The sequence below is a fragment of the Ezakiella massiliensis genome (genome assembly GCF_059862345.1).
This window is the reverse complement of sequence record NZ_JCBCEO010000001.1, coordinates 191,661-218,048: the sequence shown is the minus strand read 5'-3', so window position 1 is coordinate 218,048 and position 26,388 is coordinate 191,661. Positions and strand designations below refer to the sequence as shown.

At 37.0% G+C, this 26,388-nt stretch carries 27 protein-coding genes; 8 read left to right on the top strand and 19 right to left on the bottom strand.

Annotated elements, in window-relative coordinates; all coding sequences use genetic code 11:
• Nucleotides 1-2 precede the first annotated feature (2 nt).
• From udk to AC6FXG_RS00975, 8 genes are read right to left on the bottom strand one after another with little or no spacing between them, the layout of a single operon-like run.
• Nucleotides 3-626, bottom strand: a complete 624-nt coding sequence (gene udk / locus AC6FXG_RS01010; RefSeq protein ID WP_075573770.1) for a uridine kinase — start codon at nt 624-626, stop codon at nt 3-5.
• Entirely contained in the window at nt 623-1,834 is a 1,212-nt protein-coding gene (locus AC6FXG_RS01005) for a peptidase U32 family protein (RefSeq protein ID WP_500571210.1), read from the bottom strand. Before AC6FXG_RS01005 ends, udk begins: the two co-directional genes overlap by 4 nt.
• On the bottom strand, nt 1,831-2,868 hold the full coding sequence (mltG, locus tag AC6FXG_RS01000; protein ID WP_500571209.1) for an endolytic transglycosylase MltG: 1,038 nt from the start codon (nt 2,866-2,868) through the stop codon (nt 1,831-1,833). Before mltG ends, AC6FXG_RS01005 begins: the two co-directional genes overlap by 4 nt.
• Entirely contained in the window at nt 2,868-3,359 is a 492-nt protein-coding gene (locus AC6FXG_RS00995) for a QueT transporter family protein (RefSeq protein WP_083427712.1), read from the bottom strand. The genes mltG and AC6FXG_RS00995 overlap by 1 nt, the downstream gene beginning before the upstream one ends.
• 24 nt (nt 3,360-3,383) lie before the next feature.
• Entirely contained in the window at nt 3,384-5,036 is a 1,653-nt protein-coding gene (locus tag AC6FXG_RS00990; protein ID WP_075573774.1) for a ribonuclease J, read from the bottom strand.
• A gap of 15 nt (nt 5,037-5,051) precedes the next feature.
• Nucleotides 5,052-5,297, bottom strand: coding sequence for a hypothetical protein (locus AC6FXG_RS00985; protein WP_500571208.1), 246 nt, complete (start codon nt 5,295-5,297; stop codon nt 5,052-5,054).
• A gap of 8 nt (nt 5,298-5,305) precedes the next feature.
• Nucleotides 5,306-5,722, bottom strand: a complete 417-nt coding sequence (gene ruvX / locus AC6FXG_RS00980) for a Holliday junction resolvase RuvX (protein ID WP_500571207.1) — start codon at nt 5,720-5,722, stop codon at nt 5,306-5,308.
• Nucleotides 5,715-5,966 carry an IreB family regulatory phosphoprotein gene (locus AC6FXG_RS00975; protein WP_103143222.1) on the bottom strand — a complete coding sequence of 84 codons (252 nt, stop codon included), beginning with the start codon at nt 5,964-5,966 and terminating at the stop codon, nt 5,715-5,717. Before AC6FXG_RS00975 ends, ruvX begins: the two co-directional genes overlap by 8 nt.
• 200 nt (nt 5,967-6,166) lie before the next feature.
• Between AC6FXG_RS00975 and AC6FXG_RS00970 the strand changes: the two genes are divergently transcribed.
• The 3 genes from AC6FXG_RS00970 (at nt 6,167) to AC6FXG_RS00960 (ending at nt 13,508) form a co-directional block, all read left to right on the top strand.
• Nucleotides 6,167-9,127 carry a penicillin-binding protein 1A gene (locus tag AC6FXG_RS00970; RefSeq protein WP_500571206.1) on the top strand — a complete coding sequence of 987 codons (2,961 nt, stop codon included), beginning with the start codon at nt 6,167-6,169 and terminating at the stop codon, nt 9,125-9,127.
• Nucleotides 9,128-9,278: 151 nt separating this feature from the next.
• Complete coding sequence (gene rpsD, locus AC6FXG_RS00965) at nt 9,279-9,869, top strand: 30S ribosomal protein S4 (RefSeq protein WP_500571205.1); 591 nt, start codon at nt 9,279-9,281, stop codon at nt 9,867-9,869.
• Between the two features lie 249 nt (nt 9,870-10,118).
• The gene (locus AC6FXG_RS00960; RefSeq protein ID WP_500571204.1) at nt 10,119-13,508 is read left to right on the top strand and encodes an S-layer homology domain-containing protein; all 3,390 of its coding nucleotides are present in this window, start codon (nt 10,119-10,121) and stop codon (nt 13,506-13,508) included.
• Nucleotides 13,509-13,632: 124 nt separating this feature from the next.
• Here the strand turns inward: AC6FXG_RS00960 and fdxA are convergent, their stop codons facing one another.
• Nucleotides 13,633-13,803 (bottom strand): 4Fe-4S ferredoxin, encoded by a 171-nt coding sequence (gene fdxA, locus AC6FXG_RS00955; protein WP_500571203.1) that lies wholly within the window; start codon nt 13,801-13,803, stop codon nt 13,633-13,635.
• Nucleotides 13,804-14,075: 272 nt separating this feature from the next.
• Between fdxA and trmB the strand changes: the two genes are divergently transcribed.
• A complete protein-coding gene (trmB, locus tag AC6FXG_RS00950; protein ID WP_500571202.1) occupies nt 14,076-14,696 on the top strand; it encodes a tRNA (guanosine(46)-N7)-methyltransferase TrmB in 621 nt (206 codons plus the stop codon).
• Here the strand turns inward: trmB and ymfI are convergent.
• The 5 genes from ymfI to AC6FXG_RS00925 are packed head-to-tail and all read right to left on the bottom strand — an operon-like array spanning nt 14,693 to nt 17,929.
• Nucleotides 14,693-15,409 carry an elongation factor P 5-aminopentanone reductase gene (gene ymfI, locus AC6FXG_RS00945; RefSeq protein WP_500571201.1) on the bottom strand — a complete coding sequence of 239 codons (717 nt, stop codon included), beginning with the start codon at nt 15,407-15,409 and terminating at the stop codon, nt 14,693-14,695. The two genes, trmB and ymfI, sit on opposite strands and share 4 nt — an antisense overlap.
• Nucleotides 15,406-16,107: a gamma-glutamyl-gamma-aminobutyrate hydrolase family protein gene (locus AC6FXG_RS00940; RefSeq protein WP_500571200.1), complete on the bottom strand. Its 702-nt coding sequence runs from the start codon at nt 16,105-16,107 to the stop codon at nt 15,406-15,408. The genes ymfI and AC6FXG_RS00940 overlap by 4 nt, the downstream gene beginning before the upstream one ends.
• Nucleotides 16,082-16,876: a prolipoprotein diacylglyceryl transferase gene (locus tag AC6FXG_RS00935; protein WP_500571199.1), complete on the bottom strand. Its 795-nt coding sequence runs from the start codon at nt 16,874-16,876 to the stop codon at nt 16,082-16,084. Before AC6FXG_RS00935 ends, AC6FXG_RS00940 begins: the two co-directional genes overlap by 26 nt.
• Nucleotides 16,877-16,884: 8 nt before the next feature.
• Entirely contained in the window at nt 16,885-17,208 is a 324-nt protein-coding gene (locus AC6FXG_RS00930; protein WP_500571198.1) for a hypothetical protein, read from the bottom strand.
• 1 nt (nt 17,209) lies between these two features.
• Nucleotides 17,210-17,929 carry a copper homeostasis protein CutC gene (locus AC6FXG_RS00925; protein WP_500571197.1) on the bottom strand — a complete coding sequence of 240 codons (720 nt, stop codon included), beginning with the start codon at nt 17,927-17,929 and terminating at the stop codon, nt 17,210-17,212.
• An 83-nt stretch (nt 17,930-18,012) separates the two neighbouring features.
• Here AC6FXG_RS00925 and AC6FXG_RS00920 point away from each other — a divergent pair, with 83 nt between their 5' ends.
• Genes AC6FXG_RS00920 through AC6FXG_RS00905 form a run of 4 tightly spaced genes read left to right on the top strand, consistent with a single transcriptional unit; the run spans nt 18,013 to nt 22,240 of the window.
• Entirely contained in the window at nt 18,013-18,939 is a 927-nt protein-coding gene (locus AC6FXG_RS00920; protein ID WP_500571196.1) for a serine aminopeptidase domain-containing protein, read from the top strand.
• Complete coding sequence (locus AC6FXG_RS00915) at nt 18,917-19,552, top strand: phosphatase PAP2 family protein (protein WP_500571195.1); 636 nt, start codon at nt 18,917-18,919, stop codon at nt 19,550-19,552. Before AC6FXG_RS00920 ends, AC6FXG_RS00915 begins: the two co-directional genes overlap by 23 nt.
• Nucleotides 19,530-20,888, top strand: a complete 1,359-nt coding sequence (locus AC6FXG_RS00910) for an alanine/glycine:cation symporter family protein (protein ID WP_231929155.1) — start codon at nt 19,530-19,532, stop codon at nt 20,886-20,888. Before AC6FXG_RS00915 ends, AC6FXG_RS00910 begins: the two co-directional genes overlap by 23 nt.
• An 8-nt stretch (nt 20,889-20,896) precedes the next feature.
• Nucleotides 20,897-22,240: an alanine/glycine:cation symporter family protein gene (locus tag AC6FXG_RS00905; RefSeq protein ID WP_500571194.1), complete on the top strand. Its 1,344-nt coding sequence runs from the start codon at nt 20,897-20,899 to the stop codon at nt 22,238-22,240.
• A gap of 139 nt (nt 22,241-22,379) precedes the next feature.
• Here the strand turns inward: AC6FXG_RS00905 and AC6FXG_RS00900 are convergent, their stop codons facing one another.
• From AC6FXG_RS00900 to AC6FXG_RS00880, 5 genes are read right to left on the bottom strand one after another with little or no spacing between them, the layout of a single operon-like run.
• On the bottom strand, nt 22,380-22,712 hold the full coding sequence (locus AC6FXG_RS00900) for a carboxymuconolactone decarboxylase family protein (protein WP_500571193.1): 333 nt from the start codon (nt 22,710-22,712) through the stop codon (nt 22,380-22,382).
• 10 nt (nt 22,713-22,722) lie between these two features.
• On the bottom strand, nt 22,723-23,190 hold the full coding sequence (locus tag AC6FXG_RS00895) for an OsmC family protein (RefSeq protein ID WP_500571192.1): 468 nt from the start codon (nt 23,188-23,190) through the stop codon (nt 22,723-22,725).
• Entirely contained in the window at nt 23,169-24,335 is a 1,167-nt protein-coding gene (locus tag AC6FXG_RS00890; protein WP_500571191.1) for a cobalamin-independent methionine synthase II family protein, read from the bottom strand. Before AC6FXG_RS00890 ends, AC6FXG_RS00895 begins: the two co-directional genes overlap by 22 nt.
• Nucleotides 24,335-25,135: a phosphate/phosphite/phosphonate ABC transporter substrate-binding protein gene (locus AC6FXG_RS00885; protein WP_500571190.1), complete on the bottom strand. Its 801-nt coding sequence runs from the start codon at nt 25,133-25,135 to the stop codon at nt 24,335-24,337. Before AC6FXG_RS00885 ends, AC6FXG_RS00890 begins: the two co-directional genes overlap by 1 nt.
• Nucleotides 25,136-25,144: 9 nt before the next feature.
• A complete protein-coding gene (locus tag AC6FXG_RS00880) occupies nt 25,145-26,269 on the bottom strand; it encodes an acyl-CoA dehydrogenase family protein (RefSeq protein ID WP_500571189.1) in 1,125 nt (374 codons plus the stop codon).
• Nucleotides 26,270-26,388: the final 119 nt, after the last annotated feature.

Here is a 26,388-nt window from a genome sequence, read left to right as displayed (position 1 = left end):
AATTATATTTCCTCCAAAGAGGATTTTATTTTTGAAGACAAAAGATCAATCGCCACTTTATTTTCTCCACCTTCAGGAACAATTATATCTGCAAACCTTTTTGTAGGCTCAACAAAATTAATATAACTAGGTCTTACCGTAGTCATATATTGCAAAATAATAGAATCCAAACTCCTAGCTCTTTCCTTCATGTCCCTTAAAATTCTTCTTATAATGCGGACATCTGAATCAGTATCTACAAAGACCTTTATGTCGATCAAGTCTCTAATGCGTTCATCATAAAGAATAAAAAGCCCTTCCAGGATAATAATATCCCTTGGTTCAACAGTAAGAGTACCTTCTGATCTAGTGTGAATTGTAAAATCATAAATCGGCACTTCCACAGAATTTCCCCTTAAAAGCTCTTGTAAATGATGTTCGAGCAAATCATTGTCAAATGAAAGTGGGTGGTCATAATTTAACTTTGCCCTCTCCTCCATTGACAAATCATCATGAGGCTTGTAATAAGAATCTTGATTTATAATAGCGACATTAATCTTTGGGATCTCTTTAATAATGTTTTTTGCAACTGTGGACTTGCCACTGCCTGATCCGCCTGTGATACCGATTATAAGTGGTCTTTTCATTTTTCAATTACCTTTCTTACAAAATAATTATTTTTCGCTTGGCCTTCATAGACAAAAGAGTAAGTGTCCTTTGGAACATTTGCCCTATCTATTTGCCTGCCATCCTTATCCCTTAAATCTTTTACGACCACCTTGTCAGTGGTGTCTGGTCCAAAAATTTCAAGTTCATCGCCCTCATTTATACCATTCTTTAAATATACATAGAGCCTGCTGTTCTTTACTTCGACGACATCGCCCTTGTATTGAGCCTCTGATATATAACTAGAGCTATGGTTGTACTGGCCTTCTGCTCCAGGATTCCCAAAATAAAATCCAGATGTAAAGGGCCTGTGACTTGTCATTTCAATTTCTTGATTGTATTTTTCATCAAACTTATAATCGCTTGGTGATTTTAAATACTCATCAATGGCTTTTCTGTAAGCCCTGACAATTGTTGCAACATAATATGCAGATTTAATTCTACCTTCAATTTTTAAAGAATAAATACCAGCTTCAATTAATTTATCAATAAATTCTATAGTTTTTAGGTCGCGACTATTCATAATATAAGTCCCGCCATCCACTTCTTCTATTGGAAAATATTCGCCTGGTCTTTTTTCTTCGACCAAATGATATTTGTATCTGCAGGGGTGTGCGCAATCCCCCCTGTTGGGATCTCTGCCTGTCATATAGCTTGAAATCAAACACCGGCCTGAATAACTCATGCACATGGCTCCGTGACAAAAACCTTCTAGAACCATGTCCTCCGGAATATTATCTCTAATACTTTTTATTTCTTCAAGGCTTAACTCTCTTGCAAGAACAATCCGTCTAGCCCCCATCTGATACCAAAAGTTTGCAGTTGGAGCATTGGTTACCGAACCTTGGGTGGAAATGTGAATTTCCATATCAGAAAGTTCTTTTACCTTCATCATAATTCCTGGATCGCTAACTATAACCCCATCCACTTTTGCATCAGATAAAAATTTTATATAGGCATCCAGATTTTCCAAATCTTCATCGTGGGGAATAATATTTAAAGTTACATAAACTTTTTTCCCACGCTCATGAGCGTACTCCACGCCCTCGATCATCTCTTCTTTTGTAAAATTGGTGGCACCTTTTCTGAGTCCAAAGCTCATTCCACCCAGGTAAACAGCATCAGCTCCATAGTCTAATGCCGTCTTTAATCTAGGCAAATCTCCTGCTGGTGCAAGTAATTCTATCATCTTATCATATCCTTTTTATGTTCCAGGTGTTCTTCATAGGTTTTTGAAAAACTGTGAGATCCATCTTCACCTGTCTTTACGAAAAATAAATACTCTGTATCCGCTGGATTAATAGCAGCCATAATGGATTTCATTCCCGGACTAGCAATTGGTGCTGGTGGCAAACCTTCATTTATATAAGTGTTGTATGGAGAATCAATTTTTGTCTCCTCATTTGTCAAAACAGCCTTTCTCTCACCAATTATATATTGAACAGTTGCACATGATTGTAGCCTCATGCCTTGATTTATTCTATTATAAAAAACAGAAGAAGCTAGAGGTCTTTCATCATCAATTTTAATTTCTCTTTCGATTATCGACGCCAGAGTAATCATTTGATTTAAATCAAGACCATTATATGATCCTTGGTTGAAGTTTTGCTCCATCCTCACTTCAAAGGCAGTAAGCATTCTTTTAATTATGCTTTCTTCCCCCTCAGAAGCTGAAACCTCATAAGTTGCTGGGAATAAAAAACCTTCCAGGCTTTGTCCTTGGGGCAAGCTTTTTAAAAATGCAAATTCTTCTTCATATCTACCCTTGTCCTCGCTTAGCTCCATAAACTTTTGAGCACTTCCAAGTCCAAGTTCTTCTATTCTTGCTGCAATTAGCTTTCTTTCAAAGCCTTCGGGAATTACAAGTTTAACACTGCCAGCCATATCTACCTCTGGCTTTTTTGTCAATTCATTTATCACCTGATCAACATCCATAGACCTGGAGAGTTTAAACTTTCCTGATTGGATTTCTGACTCAAGTCCCAGCTCTTCAACTCTTGAAATAAAAGCACTGCCATTTTTTATAAGATTCATATCATATAAAGATGAGGCAACCGTACTCAAAGAGCTGCCCTTGGAAATTGAAAACTCGTAAAGGTTTGTATCATTTATATCTACAGGCTTATACATACTCTTATTATAAGCCTTAAAGCCAAATATTGCAGCAAATACAATCGCTAGTAAAAGTGCAAATGTTAAAATCCATTTAACTGCTGTATTCATTAAAACCTCCTAAATATTTTTGACCTTTCATACACATATAAAATTGCGTAGCCAAAAATGAATACACTCAGTGCTTCTCCTCCCATAATTCCTAAAACAGTAGTCCAGTAAGGAATACCTGTGTAGTAACTAACCCAAATACTTACTAAAAATCCATTTAGCACAACTGGGCTTAAAAACGCAATAAATTTGTTTTTAGCTTTTCTGGTAATAATAGCAGCAACCAGTGTAACTAGTGACCCACATATTAGGTCTACCAGTCCAAAACCTGAAACAGCCATTAAAATCAAATTGCTGATAAAGCAGCCAACAAAAACTCCTGGTACAGCAGCAGCTTCAACAAATGGAAGCACTGTGAGTCCCTCCGCCAAACGAAGCTGAACAGCTCCAAAAGTTAAACTGGCGGCAGGAATCATTTGGATTGCAATAAGAACCACATACATCGCTGCTATGAGTGCAGCCTTGGTTACATATTTTGTGTCGTATCTCATAATTCTCTCCTTAAATTAAATTTTTTACACCTCTGTAAAGATTGTTAGAATCATAGGATTTCTACCAGTCGTACTCATCAAGTATTTGCGCAACTCATCTCTTATAGTAGTCTTCATAGAATTCCAATCATCGATTCCTCTATCTTGCAAGCTTTGAACTATAGACCTTAGCTTTCTCAAAAGTGATTCCATTATGTCTTCACTTTCCTTTACATATACAAAGCCGCGGCTAATGATATCTGGGCCTGCAAGTACTCTACCATCGTCAGCTGACAATGTAAGTGTAACAACAATAAGTCCGTCCTCAGATAAGTGTTTCCTATCGCGTAGGACGATATTTCCAACATCACCAACACCTAGACCGTCAACTAAAACGTCTTCGTTAGCAATGTGGTCAACAACCTTCAAGCTTCTTTTTGTAAGTTCCAAAACATCGCCATTGGATTGAACAAATATATCTTTCTTATCCATGCCCATTTCTTGAGCGAGCAAGGCGTGTGTCTTAAGGTGCTTTATTTCACCATGGACTGGCATAAAGAACTTTGGTTTTACCAGTGCGTGCATAAGTTTAATTTCATCTGCACAAGCGTGACCAGAAACGTGGATGTTTGCAATCTTATCATAAATTACATTGGCATCCTTGGCCATCAAATTATTTATTACAGCGGTTACTGATTTTTCATTTCCTGGAATTGGATTAGCTGAAATAATAACCGTATCCTTGCTTGTTAATTTTATTTTCTTGTGCTCATCATTTGCAATCCTTGTCAGAGCACTCATTGGCTCCCCTTGTGAGCCCGTCATTATAATACAAACCTTATTGGGTGGGTAATTGTGAGCTTGATTAATATCAATCAAGGTCTTTTCTTTTATTTTAATATATCCCATCTCAATAGCAGTGTTAGCTACATTTAGCATAGATCGTCCAGACAAGGCCACAAACCTATCGTGCTTTTCTGCAGCGGAAATAATTTGCTGGACCCTGTGCACATTTGAAGCAAATGTTGCAACCAAAATCCTCCCGTCAGCCTTGGAAAATAATTCATTAAAAGTTTCGCCAATTGTAGACTCACTTAGAGTATGCCCTGGTCTTTCAACATTTGTTGAATCTGCCAGCAAAAGCGAAACTCCCTTTTTACCAATCTCTGCTATACGAGTTAAGTCAGGTCTAACTCCATCAATCGGTGTCAAGTCAATCTTAAAGTCACCAGTTTGGAAGATAGTGCCAACAGGTGTATATAAAGCTATGGATGCAGAATCTGGGATAGAGTGAGTGACAGCTACAAACTCTGCCTTAAAAGCTCCCACATCAATTACATCCCCATAATTCACTTCATTTATATTTAAAGCTAAATTAAATTCCTTGACCTTATTCCTAATTAGGGCGCAGGTCAATTTTGTCGCGTATATTGGTGCATTAATTTGATTTAATACATAAGGAATAGCCCCAATATGGTCCTCATGTCCGTGCGTTATAAAAAACGCCTTTACCTTGTGTTTGTTTTCAATTAAATAACTTACATCGGGGATAACAATATCAATCCCCAACATCTCATCTCCTGGAAAGGTCATTCCACAATCGATAACTACAATCTGATCTTTATATTCATATGCTGTTATATTTTTACCGATCTCCTTGAGACCTCCAAGAGGAATAATCTTTACTCCGTTACTCATAATTCCTCCTAAATTTTAATTTAATAATTTTTTAATACTCTTATACTTTTCTTCTAACTTTCTAGTTTCCATGGGAAATGGTTTGGTGTAGATGGTATTTCCAGAACCATCAATTTCTACGCGCAAAAACAAGAGCTCATCTGACAAATCCTCAGCAGAAGATATAGCAATATACTCCTGCCCATTTAAATCAAAACGAGCCTGCACCAAATAGTTTGTAGCCTCCCCACTTTCATTAAAAACAGCCAAGCTCTCTGGCATAAAATCTCCTATCTATTCCTTTTAACATATAGCTCTAAAATATAAGATGCAGCAAGTGCATCTTCATAACCCTTTTCCTTGCCTCTTTTTATATTCAAAGTCCTTAGTGTGTTGTTTGCCATCCTAGATGTAAATCTCTCATCGACAAAAACAATTTCACAATCAGTAGCCTTACGAATATTAGAGGTGTACTTCTTAACTTTTTTCGCTTGAGGACCAAGCTCACCATTTATATCGAGTGGCAGTCCTATTACAATAGCACCCACATTTCGCTCTTCAATAATCTTTTGAAGCTCAGCCATGTCCTCTACTTTTGATTTTCTTTTTATAACGCCAACTGGCACGCAAATAGTACCGCTAGGATCACTAGCGGCTACTCCAATCGTGCTATCGCCTATATCTAGTCCCAGAATTGTTTTATTCAATATTCAAGTACTCCTTAAGTATTGCTTCTAACAATTCATCTCTTTCCATCTTGACAATTTCATTTCTGGCATTGTTATGACTAGTTATATATGTTGGATCTCCAGACAAGAAGTATCCTATAATTTGATTTACTGGTTGATAACCTTTATCTTCGAGCGCCCTGTAAACTTTTTCCAAAATTTCTCTTGGCTCGGAATCTGTATCCTTCTTTGAAACAAATCTCATTGTTTGATCAAAATCCATATCTATCACCTCTGTTAAATTATTTTCAGCATATCCATTGCAATAATTATACCATATTTTTAAATCAATGTCGAATATTTTTTTAAAATACAAATTCAAAGACAATTTTACAAGTGGCAACAATAAATTTAATTTTTTTGAAAAATAATATTTTTTGTGTTATAATTAGCCTATATTTATTGATATAAAAGGAGACTTATATGCCACATAGAAATAAGGTGCTAACACCTGGCAAGCTAATAGTTTACATTATATATATTGCATTAATTGTAAGTATTATATTGGGAAGCTTGCTTGCACTGTCTGTAGTTAGCATTATGAAAGAAGTCGATGAGGTTGATCCAAATATAATTGCCAACAACCTAACCGAAACTTCAAAAATTTATGATTTAGATGGTAATTTAATAGAAAAAGTTGAGACCGCTGAATACAGGACTGTCATTGGCATCGAACAAATGCCAAAGCAATTAATCCAAGCCTTCCTTGCTATCGAGGACGAAAGATTCTACGAGCATGACGGCGTGGACCTAATAGGTATCATGGCTAGTTTTCGCGATGCATTTTCAAGTGGTCAATTGCGTGGTGGATCTACTATCACCCAGCAACTTGTAAAAAATACTTACCTTACAAATGAAAGAAAATTAAAGCGTAAGATTCACGAAATCACAATGTCAATTGATCTTGAAAAGAAGATGTCAAAAGATCAAACCATTGAGGCTTATTTAAATACCGTCTCCCTTGGCCAAAACGCTTACGGAGTCGAAGAAGCTGCTCAAACTTATTTTTCAAAATCAGCCAAGGACTTAAACCTAGTTGAGTGTGCTATGCTTGCAGGAGTTGTTAAATCCCCTACCAAGTATCCACCATACAAGAGAGTCAGCCCAGAAAACTTTGATCCAAACACCATGGAAAAAGTTGGCTTTATTGAACTCTTAAATCAAAATTACGTCCTCGTTTATAACGAAGAAAACGAAAAAAGAACCGATGTCGTACTCTCTCAAATGTTAAAGTACGGCAAAATTACCCAAGAGGAATACAACCAAGCCATGAGCGTTGATAGAAAAGCTCTCATCAAGCCTGGTGAAACTAAAACAACTGACATTACCAACTACTTTACCGACTATGTCTTAAAGCAAGTTGAGCAAGACCTCATGGACAAGTATGGATGGAGCAAAAAAATTGCCCAAAACAAAATCTTCTACGGTGGCATTCAAATTTATTCTACAATTAATGTCGGCTACCAAAAAATAATGGAAGATGCCTACAAAAATTTTGTTGAAATCCTATTTGGCAATACCAATAATATGAGGGCACCTATTATTTTGGACACCACATCCGATGCATACGCAAATCTAGTCGACTCAAATGGTAATTTTATTTATCTAGCCAAAGACAACCTAATAGTACAAAATAGCGACGATATTTATTTGGCCCCTGGTGAATGGAGATACGATGAAAACGGCAACCTTTGCATCAAGTCCAAAAAATTAAAGGCATATAATTCAAATATAGACATTCAGGACTACTATACAATTGATGAGAAAAAGACACTCGTCACCCACATCGTCGGCAGCCTACCAATTGCCAAGGACGACTTCTGGGTTGAAAATGGCGAAATCGTCATAAGCTCAAAAGCAATTGCCTCTAACGACAGCCTATTTAAAAATAAAGATGACTACCTCCACATCGATGGAAATCAAGTCTACAGAAATAAAAAAGGCGTCCCCCAACCACAATCTGCCATGATAATTATCGATTATCACACAGGCCACATCCTAGCCATGATTGGTGGTAGAGACGTAGACGGCAACAGATTTTTAAACAGAGCAACAGATAGCCACAGGCAACCAGGCTCAACCATAAAACCGGTAAGCGTATACTTGCCTGCCCTTGAAAATGGTTACACTGCTGCCAGCCCAATTGACGACGTACCAATTGTTGTCAATGGAAAAATTTGGCCAAACAACTGGTATTTAGGATTTAGAGGAATCCACAGCCTTAGATATGCTGTCGAACAATCTATAAACGTAAGTGCAGTTAAAGTTTTAAATGCCATGGGCACCAACAAAGTTGTCCCATATTTAGAAAGGATGGGCATCATCGATACCGAACACCCAGACCGCGATTCATTTGTATCCGCTTCTGAAAACAAAGAAGTCAACGACGAAAACGCATCCAGCTTGGCACTCGGTGGAATGACAAACGGCCTCTCCCCTCTTGCACTTACAGCAGCCTTTGGTACAATTGCCAATGACGGCGTTTATTTAAAACCAACATCCTATACAAAAGTTATTGATAACGATGGAACAACCCTTTTGGAATACACAGAAAATCCAGTACAAGCAGCCAAGCCACAAACCGCTTATGTAATGAAAGATATTTTAAGAACAGTTGTTACTCGCGGGCTTGGAACCAGGGCCCAAATTCCTGGCCAAGTAGTTGCAGGTAAAACTGGTACCACTCAATACACAGCTGACCTTTGGTTCTCAGGCTTCACCGATTACTATGCTGCAAGTACGTGGATCGGCAGTGACAGTCCAAAGATCACCATGAAACAAAACTCAATGATCGCTGCTCAATTATTCCAATACGTAATGAGCCAAGTCCACGAAGGCCTGCCAAGCGTAACCCAATTCAAAGAACCCGAAGGCATTGTCCGTGCATCAGTATGTACCATGTCTGGCAAAAGTCCAAACGAATTTTGTACTGGCGACCCTCGCGGAACTGTAATCACTGAAATATTTGTCAAAGGGACAGAGCCGACAGAAGCCTGCGACGCTCACGTAGAAGTTGAAATCTGTACCGAATCCAACATGCTGGCAAATGAATTCTGCCCAGAGGAAACAAGAGAAAAAGTCGTCCGCGTACAGACCACTCCGCCCTACGATCCAGAATCCCACGGCGGAGTTATACCAAGCGACATGCAATACCGTGTCCCAAGTAAAACTTGTGACATTCACAACGAATCAAATACTGGCGAAAGCGAAATAATCGATATATTAAATCCGGGCGGCGACGATGAATTTGATATAAATGATTTCCTCAATAACAATAATAACGAAAACGAAAATAACACTGACACACCTGATACAAACCACGAAAACCAGGATGAAAACGAAGATCAAAAAGAACCGCCCGGCACAATAGATTTGTTGCAATAAAAATTAAATAAAATTTATTAATAACTGCTTTTTAAAAAAGAGCAGTTATTTTTTTAAATTCCACAAAAAGTGTTGACAATATCTGACACATAGTCTATAATAAACAATGAATACCGCGGCAAATCCAATTAAGGAAAGGTGATTCAATATTATGAGTAGTTTTTACGGACCAAGAGTGAAGGTAGTAAGACGTTTAGGTCTTAATGTATTTAACCTTCCAAAAGCAAACAATGGAATGAAAAAAGGAGCTGCACGTTCTGATAAAAAATTATCAAACTACGGTGAACAACTCCTAGAAAAGCAAAGACTCAGAGCCTACTATCAAGTACCAGAAAATCAAATGCTAATGTACTTTGACAAGGCAAGAAAATCAAAAGAACAAACAGGTCACGCACTTGTTAAACTTCTTGAAACAAGACTAGACAACATGGTTTACAGAGCTGGCTTTGCATCATCAATTCGTCAAGCAAGACAAATGGTAGTACACGGACACATCCATGTAAACGGACACAAAATTGACCGTCCAAGCTATCAAATCGAAGTTGGTGATGAAATCTCTCTCAGAGAAAAAAGCCGTTCAAACGAAATGTTCAAAGAAAATTTCGCTGGCCAAGCTTCCCCATATCCATACATTACAAAGGATGAAAACAAATTTTCAGCTAAGCTTGTCAAATCTCCAGAAAGAGATGAAATCCCAGTTGAAATTCAAGACGTTCTTGTTGTTGAATACTATTCACACTAAAAATAACTCCCTCGTGGAGTTATTTTTTTATGCAAAAAATATTTTTAAATGAAAAAATCTCCAAGCAAAACTTATTGGACAAAAATAAAATAAAATCTTGACAAAATCCTAGTAAAAAGCTTGTAAATTATATAATTACCTATTATAATAAGAATATAAGGGAAAAATAAAAACCCGTAAACAATTACAAGATATAGTTAAATTAGTTAAAGAAGAAAATAACATATATGAAAAGGAGCAAGAGAAAAAATGAAAAAAACAAGAACACACAAAAGCATTATTAAAAACCTATGGACCTATGCCCTAGCCTTTTTATTAGTGCTGTCAAACTTCACCAGCTTGATCCAAGCTGATGAACCAGACCCACAGGTGGACCCTTCCACCCCAGTAGTCGAAGAAACAGAAGCCCCTGCAGATGAAAATCTAGAGGACGAAAATACAAAACCTCAAGAAGAAATTCCAGAGGACCAAACAAAGCCAACTGAAGAGGATGAAAATTCAGAAAATACTTCGGAAAATGCTGAGGGAGAAAAAACTATCGAAGAAGATGCTGATGAATCTGAAAACGATGGACTTGAGATCTCAGATGAAGTAAAGCCAGAAGCAGTAGGTGCAGGTGATATAGAAGCACCGACAATTACAAAAGCATTTATTGGAACAAGTACTATCTCTGGAGGCAATTTACACAGAGGTAAAATTAATGGCAAAAATGCAAGAGGAACAATTCATTTAACATTAAAGGATAGTAGTGGGAATGAAAAAGCCACTGTATCCGTTACACCTAAAAGTGGAACAACATGGAAGGTAAACTTACCTTCTGGAGTTACTATTGCTGAAGGAGATGTGGTTACTGCTTATCAAGAATTTGATGGGCAAAAATCTTCAGAAACAACCGCAAATGCAGAACCATCTAAGGCATCTACAGTTACTCTTACAATGCCTACAGGTGAAATTTGGATAGAACAAACTTCATCCAACCAAGTTAATGATGACGAACAAGCAGAAGCTGTTCAAATGTTGAAAGATGCAAACCCTGCAATAGCTAGCGATATTAAATCTGTTAAGTTTTCTATTGATGGCACTGACCATGCTTATTATGAAGTAACTTATACTGATGGTTCGACAGCAGGTAAAATTGAAGCTACAGGTTTGACTATAAGACAAGTTACAGAAACTTCAATGGGAGCTGATCTTGACAATATTACAGTTGTAGACAATGTAATTAAGGGACAATTAGCAGGAGAAGAACCATTTGACGGCATAAAAGTACAAATAATCCTTAAACTTAGCGATGCGGTTAAAGGTAGCTATTGTGATGGAGGGAGTTGTTCAGTTGACAAAGACACATCTAAGCCAGTAGATGCAGTAGTAGATAGCACAACAGGAGAATTCACATATACAATTCCAAACCCTGACTTAAAACTTGATCAAGCAGTTGGTGTTACAGTAAAAGAACCCCATAAATTCAAATCTTGTTCTAAAACTATTGTAATAGCACCAACGCCAAAGAAAACAGAAGTTAAAGATCCAAAAAAACTAACTGATGCTGACAAGGGAAAAATTATTGAAACCATTAAAACGGCATATACAGTAGATGGCGTATCTAAACTACCAAACGGAACTGGAGACTGGGATGGAGTACCTGCAGTCATACAATTTGATGACAGCGGCAATGTCAAGATATTTAGCGGTAATGATGTAGCAGGTACTTGGGACCCGAACAATGGTTATAAATTTGTTCCAGAAATAAATGCAGATGGTTCATATAAGGTAGTAGAAGGAGCTCAACCAAAAATAACAATTCAGGCCAAAGACCTTGTAAAAAATATCAAACCAGACGCCCCAACTCTGGCTCACGATGCTGATAAACCTGAAATAACAATTACTCCTAACGAAAAAGATACAGACGCTCAAAAAATAGTTGTGACTTATACTGGAACAGATGGTAAAAATAAAACGCTTACAGCTACGAAAAATGACCAAGGAGCCTGGTCAACAGATGATAATGAAGTAACTGTAACTGATAAAGGAGTAATCACTCTTCCAACATCTAAAATTCAAGGTGACTCTAAGATAACAGCAACTGTAACTGATATCGGTGGACTTACAACTGAAGAAGGACCATTAGATTCAACTGAAGGTAATGTCACTTTATCAAAAGCTCAAAAAGTTAAAGACTTAGGTGGACTCGACCCTGTTGATATGAAAAAATGGGTTGGAGATGAGCTCAATTGGAAAGAAGGCGTAAAGGCTAAAGATTCTAATAATGAAACTGAAGTTAAAAAACTTTTAGATAAAGATGGAACAAGTTTTACTGATACTACAAGAAACACAAGTGCTGAAGGAGATTTTCCAGGAACAATCAAAGTTACTTTTGATGACGGTTCATCATTAGAAGTAGCAGATCAAACCCTATATGTTAGCAACCATGTAACTAACATGAATAGAAAAGATAAGGTTCCAACAAATGCCTTAGATGTTCAATTTAAACTTGGCGAAGGCGTAAAAGTAGAAGATAAAGATCTAAACACTGGAGAAGTTACAAAGACAACAAAAGGTGACAAAAACAGTCCAGTACTTTACAAAGAATATAAGGTAAAACCTGGTACTAACCTCTCAGATTACAAACATCCAACTCTACAAAAAACTATTTTTGAACTAATTGATGATAAAGCTGATGATGGATATGAAAATCCAGTATGGAAGGGCCAAGATGCCAACAATGCCAATAATTTTGTAGTATCATCTGATAATAATATCTTCACAGCCACAGCTACTTCTACAGCAGTACCAAATCCTGAACCAAATCCTGGCAATGATCCAGGTACTGACAATCCAGGAACAAATCCTGGAAATAATCCAAATCCTAACCCTGGAGATTACCCTGGTCCAAGTCCATGGGATTATCCACCAGAAGATTATTTCAATCCTAGTGAAAAACCTGTTGAGAAACCAGTAGAAAAACCAGAAGAAAAACCAGGCCAAGAACTCGAAAGAGGTTTCCACGAAAGATATCTTTATGGTTATGTAGATGGAACTGTTCGTCCAGAAGGTTTTATCACAAGATGTGAAGCTGCAGCATTGATTGCTCGCTTGGCAAACTTGGATATGATAAATGCTGACAAGCCAAACTTCCCTGACACTCCATCCGCTTGGTACAACACAGCTATTAATGCTGTTGTTGCAAAGAATTTAATGTTTGCGGATGCCAATGGCAACTTCCGTCCTCATGAGCCAATCACCAGGGGCGAATTTGCAAGAGCCCTCTATTATATAGACAGGCACAATGACGAGGTTGCTCCTTTTGAAGATATCAAGGGACACATTTATGAAGCTGCGATTAACCAAGCTTATGGCAATGGTTTGATCAATGGATATTTAGATGGTACTTTTAAACCTGATGCTCCTATCCAAAGGGCTGAAGCCACAAAGATCCTAAATAAATATGCAAATCGCGGTGTAGATTCCGACGGTTTATCATTGGTAAGACAGGACTTGATTCACTTCACAGATATTGATGAAAGACATTGGGCTTACTATGAAATTATGGAAGCTGCAAACACTCACGAATATGAAAGAGTTGTTAGCACCTTGTATGAAACTTGGTTGAAGATCGTATACGATACAAAAATGAAATAAGTTTTATATTAAAAGAACTCCCCGGCGGGAGTTCTTTTTTTTGTATATATTTAAGATTATTTTTAAATTTATCTATTAAAAAAACGCCCTAGGGCGTTTTCTTTTTAACTGTTATGTAGTCCAATTATTCAGCTGGTACACAGGCACCTGTTGGACATACGTCTGCACAGTTTCCGCATCCGATGCATTCATCAGCATCAATTGTGTAAATATCGCCTTCTGAAATACAACCTACAGGGCATTCTGATGAACATTGTCCGCAAGCGATACAATCATCTGTAATGTGATAAGTCATAATGTTACCTCCTTTATTTTGTGAGCTCTTAGGCTCTATTTATATTATAACATAATTAATCTTTATGTCAAGGAAATAGCCATTTCTAGCAATTCGTCAAGGCTAACTTTTAAAAAAACATTATCTAAAGTCCCCCAGTGTGCCAATATTTTAAAAGCGTTTTTCTCATTTGTTCTTTATATTTTAATTAATCTAATAATTATTTAGTTAGTCGCCTCTTACACTTGATTAATTTTATAGTTTTTAATATAATCTTGACATGAGGTGATTTGATGAGACTTAGAAAGAAATGGTCTGCTGTGCCACGGCTTTTAGATTCTGGCAAGGCTCTTTTCTGGCCAGAAGAATACAAGGGCAAGTGGAAGGATTATTTTGCCAATGACAATAAGATTCATTTGGATATTGGTTGTGGGAGCGGAGATTACTGCCTGCACATGGCTGAATTAAATCCAGATGTCAATTATATTTTGTGGGACCGTGAGGCTGGTGTTTTGGTCTATGCTTTGGACCAATTGGAGGATAAAAATATTGCAAACGCAGTTTTGATTCCCAGAGAGATTGATGGGATAGATCAGATTTTTGCAGAAAATGAAATTGATTCTATCACTATTCACTTCCCTAACCCTTGGCCAAAGAATAGGCAAAATCACAGGCGACTTACCTATCCAAACAGATTAAAAAAGTATAAATATATTTTAAAAGATGCTGGGAATATTGACTTTAGGACTGACGATGATGAGTTATACACAGATACGCTTTTGTATGTAAAAAAAGTTGGTGGAAACATAATATCGCATAGCGATGATGCTCCACCAACCAAAGTTATCAGTCATTATGAAGAGAGATTTAGAAGTCAAGGCGTTAAGATTAAGGCCATTAACTTTAAATTCTAAATATATCCCCCATCAACTTTTATATTTGCGCCGGTTATATAGCCGGCTTTTTTATTTATCAAAAACAAGACTAAGTCTGCAATGTCGCTTGGCATACCAGCCCTCATAAGTGGAATTTGGCATATGAAACCTTCCTTGTCCTCTGCGGATAAATTTGAATTCATCTTGGTGTCAATAAAGCCAGGGCAAATTGTATTGACCCGTATATTTGACGGACCCAGTTCCCTTGATAAGGCTTTTGAAAATGCAATTATCCCTGCCTTGGTGGCTGAGTATACGGACTCGCAGCTAGCCCCATCAAGGCCCCACATGGACGATATATAAATTATAGAGCCAGATTTTTCTTTAACCATTATATCTGCAACTTGTGAGCTAAGGGCAATAGGCGCTTTTAGATTTACATTAATAATTTTATTGATGTCATCTATTCCCGTTTTATTTATCATTTGAATTTGACTCAAGCCAGCACAAAAAATCGCTGAATCAAGTTTAAAATCTTTTATAAAATCTTTGGCCTCTTCGACATCCTCGTCAGAATTAAAGTCGCATTTGTATTTTTGTATTCTATTTTTGTATTCCAACTCAAGTTCGTCGATTCTGGTGGGATTTTTATTGTACATGGCGAGGACATTAAAGTCAGTTTCCTTTAATATTTGCCTGGTGATTTCAATGCCTATATCGCCACTGGCTCCACTTATTAATACATACTTCATGCTATTTCAACTAAGTCCTTAAAGATATTTAAAAATTTTTCCTCATGATCAATCATGGATTCAGGATGGAATTGCACACAGGAAATATATTGGTCGCCAGTGTATTCCATGGCTTCGATGACCCCGTCCCTGCTATGGGCAGTGGCCACAAAGCCTTTACCCAGATTTTTGACGGCTTGGTGGTGGAATTGGTTGACCAAAATTTCATCGCCCAAAATTTTATTTATCTTTGAATTTTTTTCTGTGAAAATTTTCAAGATTCCCCTGGACAAATCACGACCCATTGAGTGGCCAGAGGCTCCCTTGTATTCGGACTTTAAGTCCTGATACAAGTCTCCCCCTGCCAGGGCATTTATCATTTGCATGCCTCGACAAATTCCAAGCATTGGAAGCTTTTTTGCAAAAGCTTTTTCATACAAATATTTTTCAAAGGCGTCTCTTTCAAAGGATACAAATTCAACCGACGGATGGAAGTCTGCTCCATATAAATTTGGATCAATGTCTTCCCCACCAGTAAAGACTATTGCATCGGCGAGTTTTATATATTCATCAATCACAGCTTCGTCCTCTGTTGACTGGGCGATTATTGGAAGGCCTCCAGCACTCCTGATGGCCTCGGCATAATCGTTCCTAAGCCTGATGTACTTGCCGTGGTCATCGGCTATTACCATCCTAGAGGTCAATAGTATTTTTTTCATTTAATCTTTCCTTTCTTAGTAAAAAGAATATGCCAGCAACAAAAATTGGGAAGCTCAACCATTGTGAAGTTGAAAGCCCGTTATAGATTCCACGGATTTCATCTCCGCGGAAAAATTCTAAAATAAATCTGCCAATGCTGTACATTGTGAGATACAAGCCAAAGGTCCTACCCCCTTGTCTTTCTTTTTTATTATAGAGTAATAAGGTCATTATAATTATAAAGTTTCCGGCTACTCCAAATAATTGGGTCGGTAAAAGTGGAATGCCGGCTGGGGCAAGTCCGCTTGGAGGAAATACCACAGATATTGGCGACTCACAAGCCATCCCATAGCAGCAGCCTGCCATGAAACATCCCACCCTACCAAACATTTGCAGGATTGGCATGCCGATTGCAAAAATGTCGATAGTCTTTAATGGATCTAAGTGCTTATACCTTCTTAAAAACAAATACATACCGACCACTGCTCCGATTAGGCCACCTATAAATACCAAGCCTCCTTGGAAGGCTATTTGAAATCTTTCTTTAAAGGCAATTGTGGAATCAAAAAGTACATAAAAACTACTTGGATCTGTAATCCAATACAAAACTTTAGCAAAGACTCCGCCGGTTACAAGGGCGTATATAAGTGCCGAAAGACCCGTATCAAAATCCAAGTCCTTATAAATTCTTTGCTTGTACAAAAATAATATTACAAAACATAAACCGATGGCTATTGATAATCCATAGCCAGGAATTTTAAAACCAAAAACATCAATAAATAATTTCATTCTACCACCTACTTAATATTTCTAATAGTACATGCTGCGCATGAAATACAAGATACAAGAAAGAAAAAGCCAATGATGGTACCCACACCACCAGCTATAAGCGCAATACTAGCTAATCTGCTTTTTTTATTGTATCTAAGGGCTCTCAGGGAAACCGACACGCCTAATATACCAAATAAGATAGCTGTTGGTCCGCTTAATTTTGTTACTACATAAAAAAGTGATAAACACGATAAGATTAATGACACAAAGGCAAGGTCATTCCTAGGATTGCCTATCATATCTTCGTCAATAATTTCTTTATCGTCTCCATAATATTCATAATCTGACATTTCATTCTCCTTTCAACTTATTAATTATATCTTTTAAATAATCGTAATCTGCAAGAGTATAAATTTCATCAGTCGGATCATTGGCTTTGCCAAAATAAATTCCACTCTTGCTGGTAGATGGATCAGTAAATTCTTTGCTCGATGATATATGCACGTATTCAAGGCCGAGCTCTTTGATTAAGTCAACTGTATTGTATCTAACGCCACCAGAAATTATCTCAGGCCCATCTATGGTTAAAAGTTCTCTTATAATATCTTTACCCTCAATTAAAGAATTTCCACCTTTTGTTAAAATTCTTGTTATTCCAATTCCCTTTAAAGTTTTTGCTGCCGTAACTTTATCTTTGACAACTTCAAAGGCCCGGTGAAAAACAACTTCCATATCCCCAGCTGCTTTTACTAAATCTGCTGTAAAATTATAATCAATAGACCCATCAAAATTTAAGGCTCCAAATACAACCCCTTGGACGCCCATTTCTTTAAAGGCCTTGACATCGTTTAACATAACTTCTCTATCGTATTTTGAATAACAAAAGCCTGCCACTCTTGGCCTAACCATAGCCATGGTTTTTATATTTCTATCGACTAGGGCCTTTGCCAGTCCGTATGACGGCGTTAGTCCGCCCACACTGGTGAGGCTTACAAGTTCAACTTGATCTGCCCCAGCATCTATAGCAGTGATTGCAGACTCCAATGAATCCACGCAAACTTCTATCTTCATCTAATCACATCCTTCTTTGACTGTTAATCTAATTTATATTATAATATACATAGCAAATAAAATAAAGGAAAGAAAGGTATAAAATGAAAAATCTTTTTATTGATGCCAATGACGGCCACAAAATTCCAATTTATATTAAAGAAGCTGCAAATGAAAAAGCTGTGCTTCAATTGGTTCACGACTCAATTGATAATTCGAGTCGTTATTTTGATATTCAAGAAGAGCTTGCGGGTTATGGAATAACAACTGTAAATTCTGATACTAGAGGCCACAACAAATCCGTTTCTAGCCCTGATGAGCTCTTGTATTTTGGAGACCACAATGGATGGAACAACTGTACTGATGATATCCACGTTGTAAACGAATACATGAAGACAATTAGCGACAAGCCTAGATTTGTTTTGGGCATGGGGATTGGATCTATGCTAGTCAGAACTTTTTTATTTAAGTACGGCGAAGATATTGACGGAGCGATTTTAATTGGCAGCCTACCATACGTAAGCAATCTTAAAATGCAATATTTAGAAAAAATTGTGAATTTTTATCTGGGAAAATATGGCTCTCATTATAGGTCTGAAAAATTATATAACAGGGTCCTCAAGTCATTAAATAAAAAATTCAAGGACACTTCTGGTTACTCTTATATTTCTAGCGACCTTCAAGAGCAGGATAACTTTAGGAAAAATCCTTTAAATCTCGGCGTCCCAACCATATCTTTGTACAAGGATATTTTAAATGGAATTCGTCTGATGCAAAATGACACTTCTATTCACTATGTGCCTGATGATCTGAGGATTTTATTTATGGCTGGATCTGATGATGCTTTTTGTGGCAGCATCTCAAAGCAAAAATCTCTGGTTAGCTTCTACGCATCTAAGGGAAAAAATGCAAGCCTGGCAATTTTTGACAAGGCCAGACATGACATCCTTCACGACTATTCAAGAGACCAAGCAATAAAAACTATTCTTGAATTTATAGAGGGTTCAAATGCCTTTTGCCCAGTCGATTAAGGATAAAGAAAATTTTCTCTATGTAAAAAGATTTTATTTGTTTTTTATACTTTTATCTGCGTCAACGACTTATATGGCAACAAATGTGCTCAGTCCTAACGCAATTGATCCAAAGCTTTTTTTGGATGATATGATTCCCCTGATTCCATTTACCATTATTATTTATCATCTTTGGTATCCGGGCATCATTTATTTGATTTATAAGCTTAGATTTAACAAAGATCTCGACAACATGCTTAGGGACCTGGCCCTTGCAATGAGCATTTGTATTTTTATCTACAAGCTCTTGCCATTTTGTGTAAGTGTTAGGCCCGAAACCCTGGGGGATGGTTTTTTTAATTGGGCATTAAAATTAACCTATATGATGGATGCTCCCTCATCCTCAATGCCCTCATCACATGTGCTTCTTTCTTGTATATGCTATCACTATGCAAGCAAGAATGATGAAAAATATTTGGCTTTTTATAACACGCTAATACCTATTGTAACCCTAACTACAAAGCAGCATGTCATTGCAGATGTCTTTGTTGCAATTATTTTTGGATATTTTATTTTATTTAGATTTAAGAAAGATACAAAAGGAGGATTTGATGGAATTTATTATTCAAGTTAAAGACTTCCTTTGGGATTATGTAATTATATTTTTATTGGTATTTACTGGAATATTTTTTAGCGTCCGCTTAAAATTTCCGCAAATTACTAAGCTCTCATTGGCAGTTAAAGAAACTTTAGGAAATTTATTTAAAAAAGATGACAGTCCTAAAGAAGAAGGCGAAGTTAGCTCTTTCCAAGCCTTATCCACAGCTGTTGCCTCTCAACTTGGGACAGGTTCTGTTGGCGGTGTTGCATCAGCAATTATGACTGGTGGACCAGGCGCAGTCTTTTGGATGTGGATATCAGGACTCCTAGGTATGAGCACCATCTTTGCAGAAGCGATTCTCGCCCAAGTTTTTAGGCAAGAAAAAGATGGCGAAATTTATGGTGGACCTGCCTACTATATCAGCCAAGGTGTAAAAAATAAAAAGATTGCAAAAGTCTTATCAGTTTTATTTGCAATATTTTTAATACTTGCCCTCGGTTTTGCAGGCAATATGGTCCAGTCCAATTCAATTGCCCTTTCTATGAATGAAGCCTTTGGCATAAATCCAGCTTACACTGGAATCTTCTTAGCAGTTCTCGTTAGTATGATTGTTATGGGCGGTGTACAAAGGATATCTAAAATCGCTGAACTCATAGTGCCAGTAATGGCCGGTATTTTTATTTTATCTGGCTTAATAATCTTATTTATGTTTAGACAAAATATTTTACCTGTCTTTAAAGCTATTTTTCAAAGTGCTTTCTCCACATCAGCTGTATTCGGTGGCGCAGTTGGAATTAGTATCCAAACAGCAATAAAAATGGGCTTATCACGTGGTTTATTTGCCAACGAAGCAGGTATGGGTTCAACTCCACACGCTCACGCAGTTGCAAATGTTGACAAGCCAGCTGACCAAGGACTTTCAGCAATTTTCGGCGTCCTTATCGGAGTTGTCATTTGTACAGTTACAGCTTTTATTATTTTACTAACAGACGCTCATATATTTTCTCACGCAAACGGCCTAGATTCAGTTGCAGTTACCCAAAAGGGTTTTGAAATTGCCTTTGGTAAAGCCGGCACGATATTCCTTGCAACAAGCTTGTTTTTCTTTGCCTTTTCTACAATTGTAGGCTGGTATTATTTTGGAGAATCAAATATTGTATACTTATTTGGTAGCAAGGCTGTTTTAATTTACAGGCTCCTAGTAATAATCGCTGTAATAGTTGGCACTGTTGTTTCAGTTGACTTTGTATGGATTCTGTCAGATACCTTTAATGCTCTGATGGTTATTCCAAATATCATCGGACTCTTGCTGTTGTCAAAAATTGTTGTTAAAGAAGCCGCTCGCTTGAATGAGCCCATGTTAAAATAGGAGGAATTATGAATACAATTATAGCAATTAAGGATTTTTTATGGGATTATCTCCTAGTATTTTTACTTGTATTTTCTGGTCTGTATTTAACAATCAGACTTGGATTTTTACAATTTTCAAAAATTGGACGCGCATTTAAGGAGTTAAAAAATTCCAAAGCATACACTGAGACTCCTGGCCTAGTAAGTCCTAGAGAAGCCCTCTATACTTCACTCGCCGCCCAAATTGGCACGGGAAATATTGCTGGCGTTGCCGCAGCAATTATGCTTGGCGGACCCGGTGCAGTTTTTTGGATGTGGGTTTCAGGATTTTTAGGAATGGCAATTATGTATTCAGAAACTGTGCTCTCTTTTCTCTATAGAGAAAAGAAAGATGACGAATACTTTGGAGGCCCTGCTTATTATCTATCAAGGGGAATTAAAAATAAAAAATTCGGAAAAATCCTTGCAACTTCATTTGCAGTTTTCATTGTAATCGCCCTACCCTTTACTGGCAATATGGTTCAATCCAATTCAGTGGCCAGCGTTGTAAATAGTTCTTTTAATATCGCCCCTGTCTACACGGGTGCCTTTATAGCGATTTTGTTGTCATTTATAATTATCGGCGGTGCAAATAGGATTGCAAAAATTGCAGCAAAGGTTGTACCCTTTATGATTGCGATGTTTGTAATTCACGGTGCAGTCATTCTATTGAAATTTTCTGATAATATTGGAGAGGTTTTCTCAAGCATCTTTAAAAATGCCTTTACATTAAATGCTGCCATTGGTGGTACAGTAGGCTTTACCTTAAAGCAAGCGATTAAGCATGGACTTGCACGCGGACTTTTTTCCAATGAAGCAGGTATGGGTTCAACTCCCCATGCAAACGCAATTGCAGATGTCGATCAAGCTTCAAAACAAGGTTTGATTTCAATGATCACAGTTTTGATTGACACATTCTTGGTTTGTACAGTATCAGCTCTGATAATCCTTGTAACCAAAGCCAATGAAGTGCCAGCTGACAACTATGCCGGAGTTTTGCAAAACGGTTTTGATATTGCCCTTGGCGGATCAGGATCAGTCTTCTATGCCATATCAGTATTCTTCTTTGCCTTCTCGACAATACTTGGCTGGTATTATTATGGAGAGTCAAATGTTATGTATCTCTTTGGCAAAGACGCCATTAACTACTACAAGATTTTTGCAATTATTGCTGTCGTTGGCGGAACCATTGTCCAAGTTGAATCAATTTACAATATCAGCGACCTTTTAAATGGCTTTATGGTAATACCAAATATAATCGGTATCCTAATTCTGACAAACGAAGTTGTAAAGAATAAAAAAGAATACACAAATTTAATTAGGCACAAATAAAAATTAAATTTAAAATATAAACTGGGCAGAATAAATTTTCTAGACCAGTTTTTTATTTTCAAAAATATAAAATTAATCAATAGCAAAAAAATATCTTGGTAAATGCATACCAAGATATTTTTGTATTCTTCAGATTAAATTAGTCTAATTCGTCAAACATCTTAAGTGCTTTTGCACCGTAAGCTGTGCCAGGTCCGCCATTCATTAGAATGCATGCTTTAATAACATCGACCAATTCTTCTCTTGTGCCGCCAGCTTTTTTGAAGCTTGTAATATGGGCTAGCATGCAAGGGATGCACTTAATTGTAATTGAGATTCCGATTGAAACCATTTCCTTTTCCTTTAAGGTAATTGTGCTGTCCTTAGCATATTCGCCATGCAGATTCATAAAGCTACCCATCATGTCTGGGCAAGCTTCATATAAGTCCTTGCTCATGTCTTGATTGTTTTTAAATTCTTCCTTGTAATTCATAATCTACCTCCTAAATTATTAGTTGTATTTTGCAATCAACCCTCTTGGTTGATTTTAGCAAACTATAAATTGGATTAGCATTTAGCATCTCCATCAATCTATTATTTAGTTCTTCCTCATCGCCATCAGCATAATAGTAGATTTTTATTAATATATCTTCAATTTCAGATAAGTCCTCATAGCCTCTTACATTTAAAACCCTAAGAGGATTTGTGAGTTTATAATCAATCTTACCTTCAATTTCTTCTATAACAATTCCCTGGCTCTTGCACTCACTTACCAGAATTTTCATAACACTTGCAAGCAAGCTTCCACAAAAATAATTTAAAGCCGAAATATTTTCTGCCTCTATATCAAAGCTTATTGCATCACTCACCCTAAAGCTGTTGTTGTCTGTGTATACATTAACATTTTTTAGGTCGTTCATGGTCGCTCTTAGAGAAAAATTTGAAAAATCTATTCCTTCAAGCTTTGACATAGTACTCTCCTTGCTTGGTCCATCGCCTTTAATTTTTCAGCGATAATATCATAAGAATTCATTGGCCTATTAGCAAAAGTTGCAAAACCACAGTCAGGATTTAGCATGAGTCTATCAGCTGGTATAAATTCCAAGGCTTGTTCAGCTTTTTTGACTATGGTATCAACTGATTCAATCTCATCAGTTCTTGGATTTACAACCCCCATACCCAAAATAATATTGTCTCTTAATTTTTGAGAATTAAAGAGGGATTTTAAATCACCCGCCCTATCAGTTGAATATTCCAAGAATAATATATCTGCATCGATGTTTTCAAATAGATCAATCAAAGGTGTGTAAGGGCCCGATAATAAAATAGATTCGTCCCTACTCCAGTTGCCCCTGCAAACATGAAGGGCTGCCTTTGACTTTGATCTGTCGACTTTTTTCATTACAGATGATATCAGGTGTTTGGCAAATTCCAACTCCTCAGTTGGGTCTTTTCTTTCAGAAAGAGCAGCGCACATAAAGGTCCTTGGCCTACCTTCTGTAAATACAACTTCAGTTAAAACTGGTTCGTCAAATTGAATTATATCGACTCCAATTTCTTGGATCTCTTTTATTTCATCAGACATAATATTAATTACATCTTCGCCCAGTTCCTCTTTGGAAGCATAACCTTTTTTGGATAATTCAGGCAACCACATGGACCTGGTCACAAGATATGGACCAGGCAATGTGATTTTAACTTTTTTGTCTGTTAATTTTTTTATCCTTCTAAGCTCATCTGCGACCAAAGATTTTCTGCGACTAATCTTGTCAACGCAAATGGCATTTTTAATAGCGATAGCAGGTACATCCAGAGTATCTAGGATTAATTCAAAAGACTTTTTATCTTCTACATAATCCAAGAGCTCACTCATAGACATCTGCCTAACGCCTTCTAGGCTTTCAGAAATAAAGGATACATAATTATCCCTGTGTAATTCACCTGAAGTAATATAATCAAGGTTTGCAGCTTCCTGCAAATGAACTACTTCCTTGGTTTTTTCATCTATAATTTGATTGAATTCTTGGTCAGATATAGAATTATTCCTGTGTTTTCTAAGAATTCTTAATAAGGACTCTTCTCTTGGCATGCTGCCAATTAAAGATAATTCGAACATTATTTAAAAAACTCCATGTATTCGCAAGCTTCTGTAATTTGTTTGAATCCTTGTGTCCTACCTGGCTTCCATTCTTTTAGACCTTCCATATCCAAGATTTCTTTGTCTTCTTTTTTGTTATAGTCCATTGAAAGCATAATTTCTTCGAATTTTTTAATTGTTTCATCATCTACACTTGGGTGTACGTCAAAGATGCAATGGTCAAAGTGTGGTGTTTCACCAATCTTTACAATTTTATTTTCATCAACCTTGCCATCTTTTTTCCAGGCTTCCCAGTTTAAATCGAGGGTAAATGATGCATCTACATCACCATTCATCAAAGCTTGTAGGGCGTCATATTCTCCACCAACGTGGTCACCATGTAGGCCAACGCCAATGTCATAACGTTTTTCTGTGTAGTCTTTGCCAAATTCCAAGCCTTCGTGTTTTAGATAATTAATTGGAATTAGTCTTGCTTGAGGTGAGTCAATTGCACCAAAACCAATTGTCTTTCCCTTTAGGTCTGCTGGTTTTTCTGCTTCACCTTTTCTAGCAACCATAATTGTTTTTCTGTCTTGGTCTGTATCTCTCATCAAAGAATATTTGAATGAGTTATCAGTTCTTAAAACTGTGTCCAAGTGTGCAAGTGGAGAGTTCCAGGCCATATCAATTTCGCCTGCAACTAGAGCATCTACTTGCAATTTATAATCTTTAAAGAAAACTGGTTCAATATCCATGCCTCTTTCTTTAAAGAACTTTTCAATTAGATCCCAGATAACTGTTACCTTTGGATCGTAAATAACTGCACCAATTTTTAACATAATTTCTCCTTAGATTAAGTCTTGTCCTGTAACTGCCTTACCTAACCATGTGATTAGAACGTCTACTGATGGAGCCATGATTTGTCCTGCATATGAGTCTCTCATATATCTTTCTAGAGGTCCATTGCCGTTATAAGCTTTTCCTCCGCCAATTCTCATAGCCCATTTTGCACATTCGATAGCGCCTTCTGATGCATTGATTCTGGCTGATAAGATTTTTGGAAGTGCATCTTCTTCACCATTTGCTGCTGCTCTAGCTGCTTCAAATGTAAAGTATTTTGCTGCATGGCTTCTGTTGTATAGATTTGCCAAATGAATTTGAACTGTTTCAATTTGAATTAGTCCTTGTCCATTTGGATATACTCTATCGATTGCATGCTTACGAGCTGCTTCGTACATAGCTAGTGAAAGACCTGAGTAAACACTTGCAAGTCCAACAATAAAGAAAGGAGCAATCGTGCCAAAGATTTGGTCAATAGCTGTTCCTGGTTCACCAACCATATATTTATCTTCTAGTTTAACATTTGCAAGTGTCATTGGGCATGAAACGTTACCCTTCATACCTACACCATTCCATTCGTTCATTTCAAATGTAACGCCTTCTTTTTTAAGTGGAACTAGCCAGTTGTCTGTAACGCCTTCTTTTTGTGAAGGAGCACTTATTAAATAGTAGCTTGCTTGTTCAGCTGAAGTAACCATTGATTTTCTTCCGCTAATAACAGTATAACCATCTCTAAATTCTACCTTTAATTCAGGAATATAGAAGTGAGTACCTGTTCCAAATTCACTGTAAGCTAGTGCGCAAAATTCATTGTTGTTTACGATTGCTTCGCAAACTTCTTTTTTTAATTCTTCTGAACCGTGTTGTAGAATAGTCATTAAACAAACGTTATGCATCATGTAGCATAGACCTGCTGATGCACAGTATTCTGCAAAACCCATGCATGCTTCTGCGTGTTCTTGCATTGTTAATCCATCTCCGCCGTATTCCTTTGGAACCATCATCTTTAAAAATCCTTCTTTGCCTAGGGCTTCAAATGTTTCCTTTGGGAACCTAGCGTTCTTGTCAATTTCTGCTGCGTATGGTTCAATATGTTTTAAACCAAATTCTCTTGCTTTTTCGTATATTTTCATAATACACCTCCTATGATTTCATTTTATTACATAAGATTTTAAAAATCCAATTAAAAATATCTATATCAAAGGTCTCGTTATAGATTATTTTTATAAGTGCCATATATAGTGGATATTGT

What these genes read in the sequence shown, in the direction of transcription:
- udk (WP_075573770.1), bottom strand. Translation starts at nt 626, where the DNA reads ATGAAAAGACCACTTATAATCGGTATCACAGGCGGATCAGGCAGTGGC.
- AC6FXG_RS01005 (WP_500571210.1), bottom strand. Translation starts at nt 1,834, where the DNA reads ATGATAGAATTACTTGCACCAGCAGGAGATTTGCCTAGATTAAAGACG.
- mltG (WP_500571209.1), bottom strand. Translation starts at nt 2,868, where the DNA reads ATGAATACAGCAGTTAAATGGATTTTAACATTTGCACTTTTACTAGCG.
- AC6FXG_RS00995 (WP_083427712.1), bottom strand. Translation starts at nt 3,359, where the DNA reads ATGAGATACGACACAAAATATGTAACCAAGGCTGCACTCATAGCAGCG.
- AC6FXG_RS00990 (WP_075573774.1), bottom strand. Translation starts at nt 5,036, where the DNA reads ATGAGTAACGGAGTAAAGATTATTCCTCTTGGAGGTCTCAAGGAGATC.
- AC6FXG_RS00985 (WP_500571208.1), bottom strand. Translation starts at nt 5,297, where the DNA reads ATGCCAGAGAGCTTGGCTGTTTTTAATGAAAGTGGGGAGGCTACAAAC.
- AC6FXG_RS00975 (WP_103143222.1), bottom strand. Translation starts at nt 5,966, where the DNA reads ATGGATTTTGATCAAACAATGAGATTTGTTTCAAAGAAGGATACAGAT.
- AC6FXG_RS00970 (WP_500571206.1), top strand. Translation starts at nt 6,167, where the DNA reads ATGCCACATAGAAATAAGGTGCTAACACCTGGCAAGCTAATAGTTTAC.
- rpsD (WP_500571205.1), top strand. Translation starts at nt 9,279, where the DNA reads ATGAGTAGTTTTTACGGACCAAGAGTGAAGGTAGTAAGACGTTTAGGT.
- AC6FXG_RS00960 (WP_500571204.1), top strand. Translation starts at nt 10,119, where the DNA reads ATGAAAAAAACAAGAACACACAAAAGCATTATTAAAAACCTATGGACC.
- fdxA (WP_500571203.1), bottom strand. Translation starts at nt 13,803, where the DNA reads ATGACTTATCACATTACAGATGATTGTATCGCTTGCGGACAATGTTCA.
- trmB (WP_500571202.1), top strand. Translation starts at nt 14,076, where the DNA reads ATGAGACTTAGAAAGAAATGGTCTGCTGTGCCACGGCTTTTAGATTCT.
- ymfI (WP_500571201.1), bottom strand. Translation starts at nt 15,409, where the DNA reads ATGAAGTATGTATTAATAAGTGGAGCCAGTGGCGATATAGGCATTGAA.
- AC6FXG_RS00940 (WP_500571200.1), bottom strand. Translation starts at nt 16,107, where the DNA reads ATGAAAAAAATACTATTGACCTCTAGGATGGTAATAGCCGATGACCAC.
- AC6FXG_RS00935 (WP_500571199.1), bottom strand. Translation starts at nt 16,876, where the DNA reads ATGAAATTATTTATTGATGTTTTTGGTTTTAAAATTCCTGGCTATGGA.
- AC6FXG_RS00930 (WP_500571198.1), bottom strand. Translation starts at nt 17,208, where the DNA reads ATGTCAGATTATGAATATTATGGAGACGATAAAGAAATTATTGACGAA.
- AC6FXG_RS00925 (WP_500571197.1), bottom strand. Translation starts at nt 17,929, where the DNA reads ATGAAGATAGAAGTTTGCGTGGATTCATTGGAGTCTGCAATCACTGCT.
- AC6FXG_RS00920 (WP_500571196.1), top strand. Translation starts at nt 18,013, where the DNA reads ATGAAAAATCTTTTTATTGATGCCAATGACGGCCACAAAATTCCAATT.
- AC6FXG_RS00915 (WP_500571195.1), top strand. Translation starts at nt 18,917, where the DNA reads ATGCCTTTTGCCCAGTCGATTAAGGATAAAGAAAATTTTCTCTATGTA.
- AC6FXG_RS00910 (WP_231929155.1), top strand. Translation starts at nt 19,530, where the DNA reads ATGGAATTTATTATTCAAGTTAAAGACTTCCTTTGGGATTATGTAATT.
- AC6FXG_RS00905 (WP_500571194.1), top strand. Translation starts at nt 20,897, where the DNA reads ATGAATACAATTATAGCAATTAAGGATTTTTTATGGGATTATCTCCTA.
- AC6FXG_RS00900 (WP_500571193.1), bottom strand. Translation starts at nt 22,712, where the DNA reads ATGAATTACAAGGAAGAATTTAAAAACAATCAAGACATGAGCAAGGAC.
- AC6FXG_RS00895 (WP_500571192.1), bottom strand. Translation starts at nt 23,190, where the DNA reads ATGTCAAAGCTTGAAGGAATAGATTTTTCAAATTTTTCTCTAAGAGCG.
- AC6FXG_RS00890 (WP_500571191.1), bottom strand. Translation starts at nt 24,335, where the DNA reads ATGTTCGAATTATCTTTAATTGGCAGCATGCCAAGAGAAGAGTCCTTA.
- AC6FXG_RS00885 (WP_500571190.1), bottom strand. Translation starts at nt 25,135, where the DNA reads ATGTTAAAAATTGGTGCAGTTATTTACGATCCAAAGGTAACAGTTATC.
- AC6FXG_RS00880 (WP_500571189.1), bottom strand. Translation starts at nt 26,269, where the DNA reads ATGAAAATATACGAAAAAGCAAGAGAATTTGGTTTAAAACATATTGAA.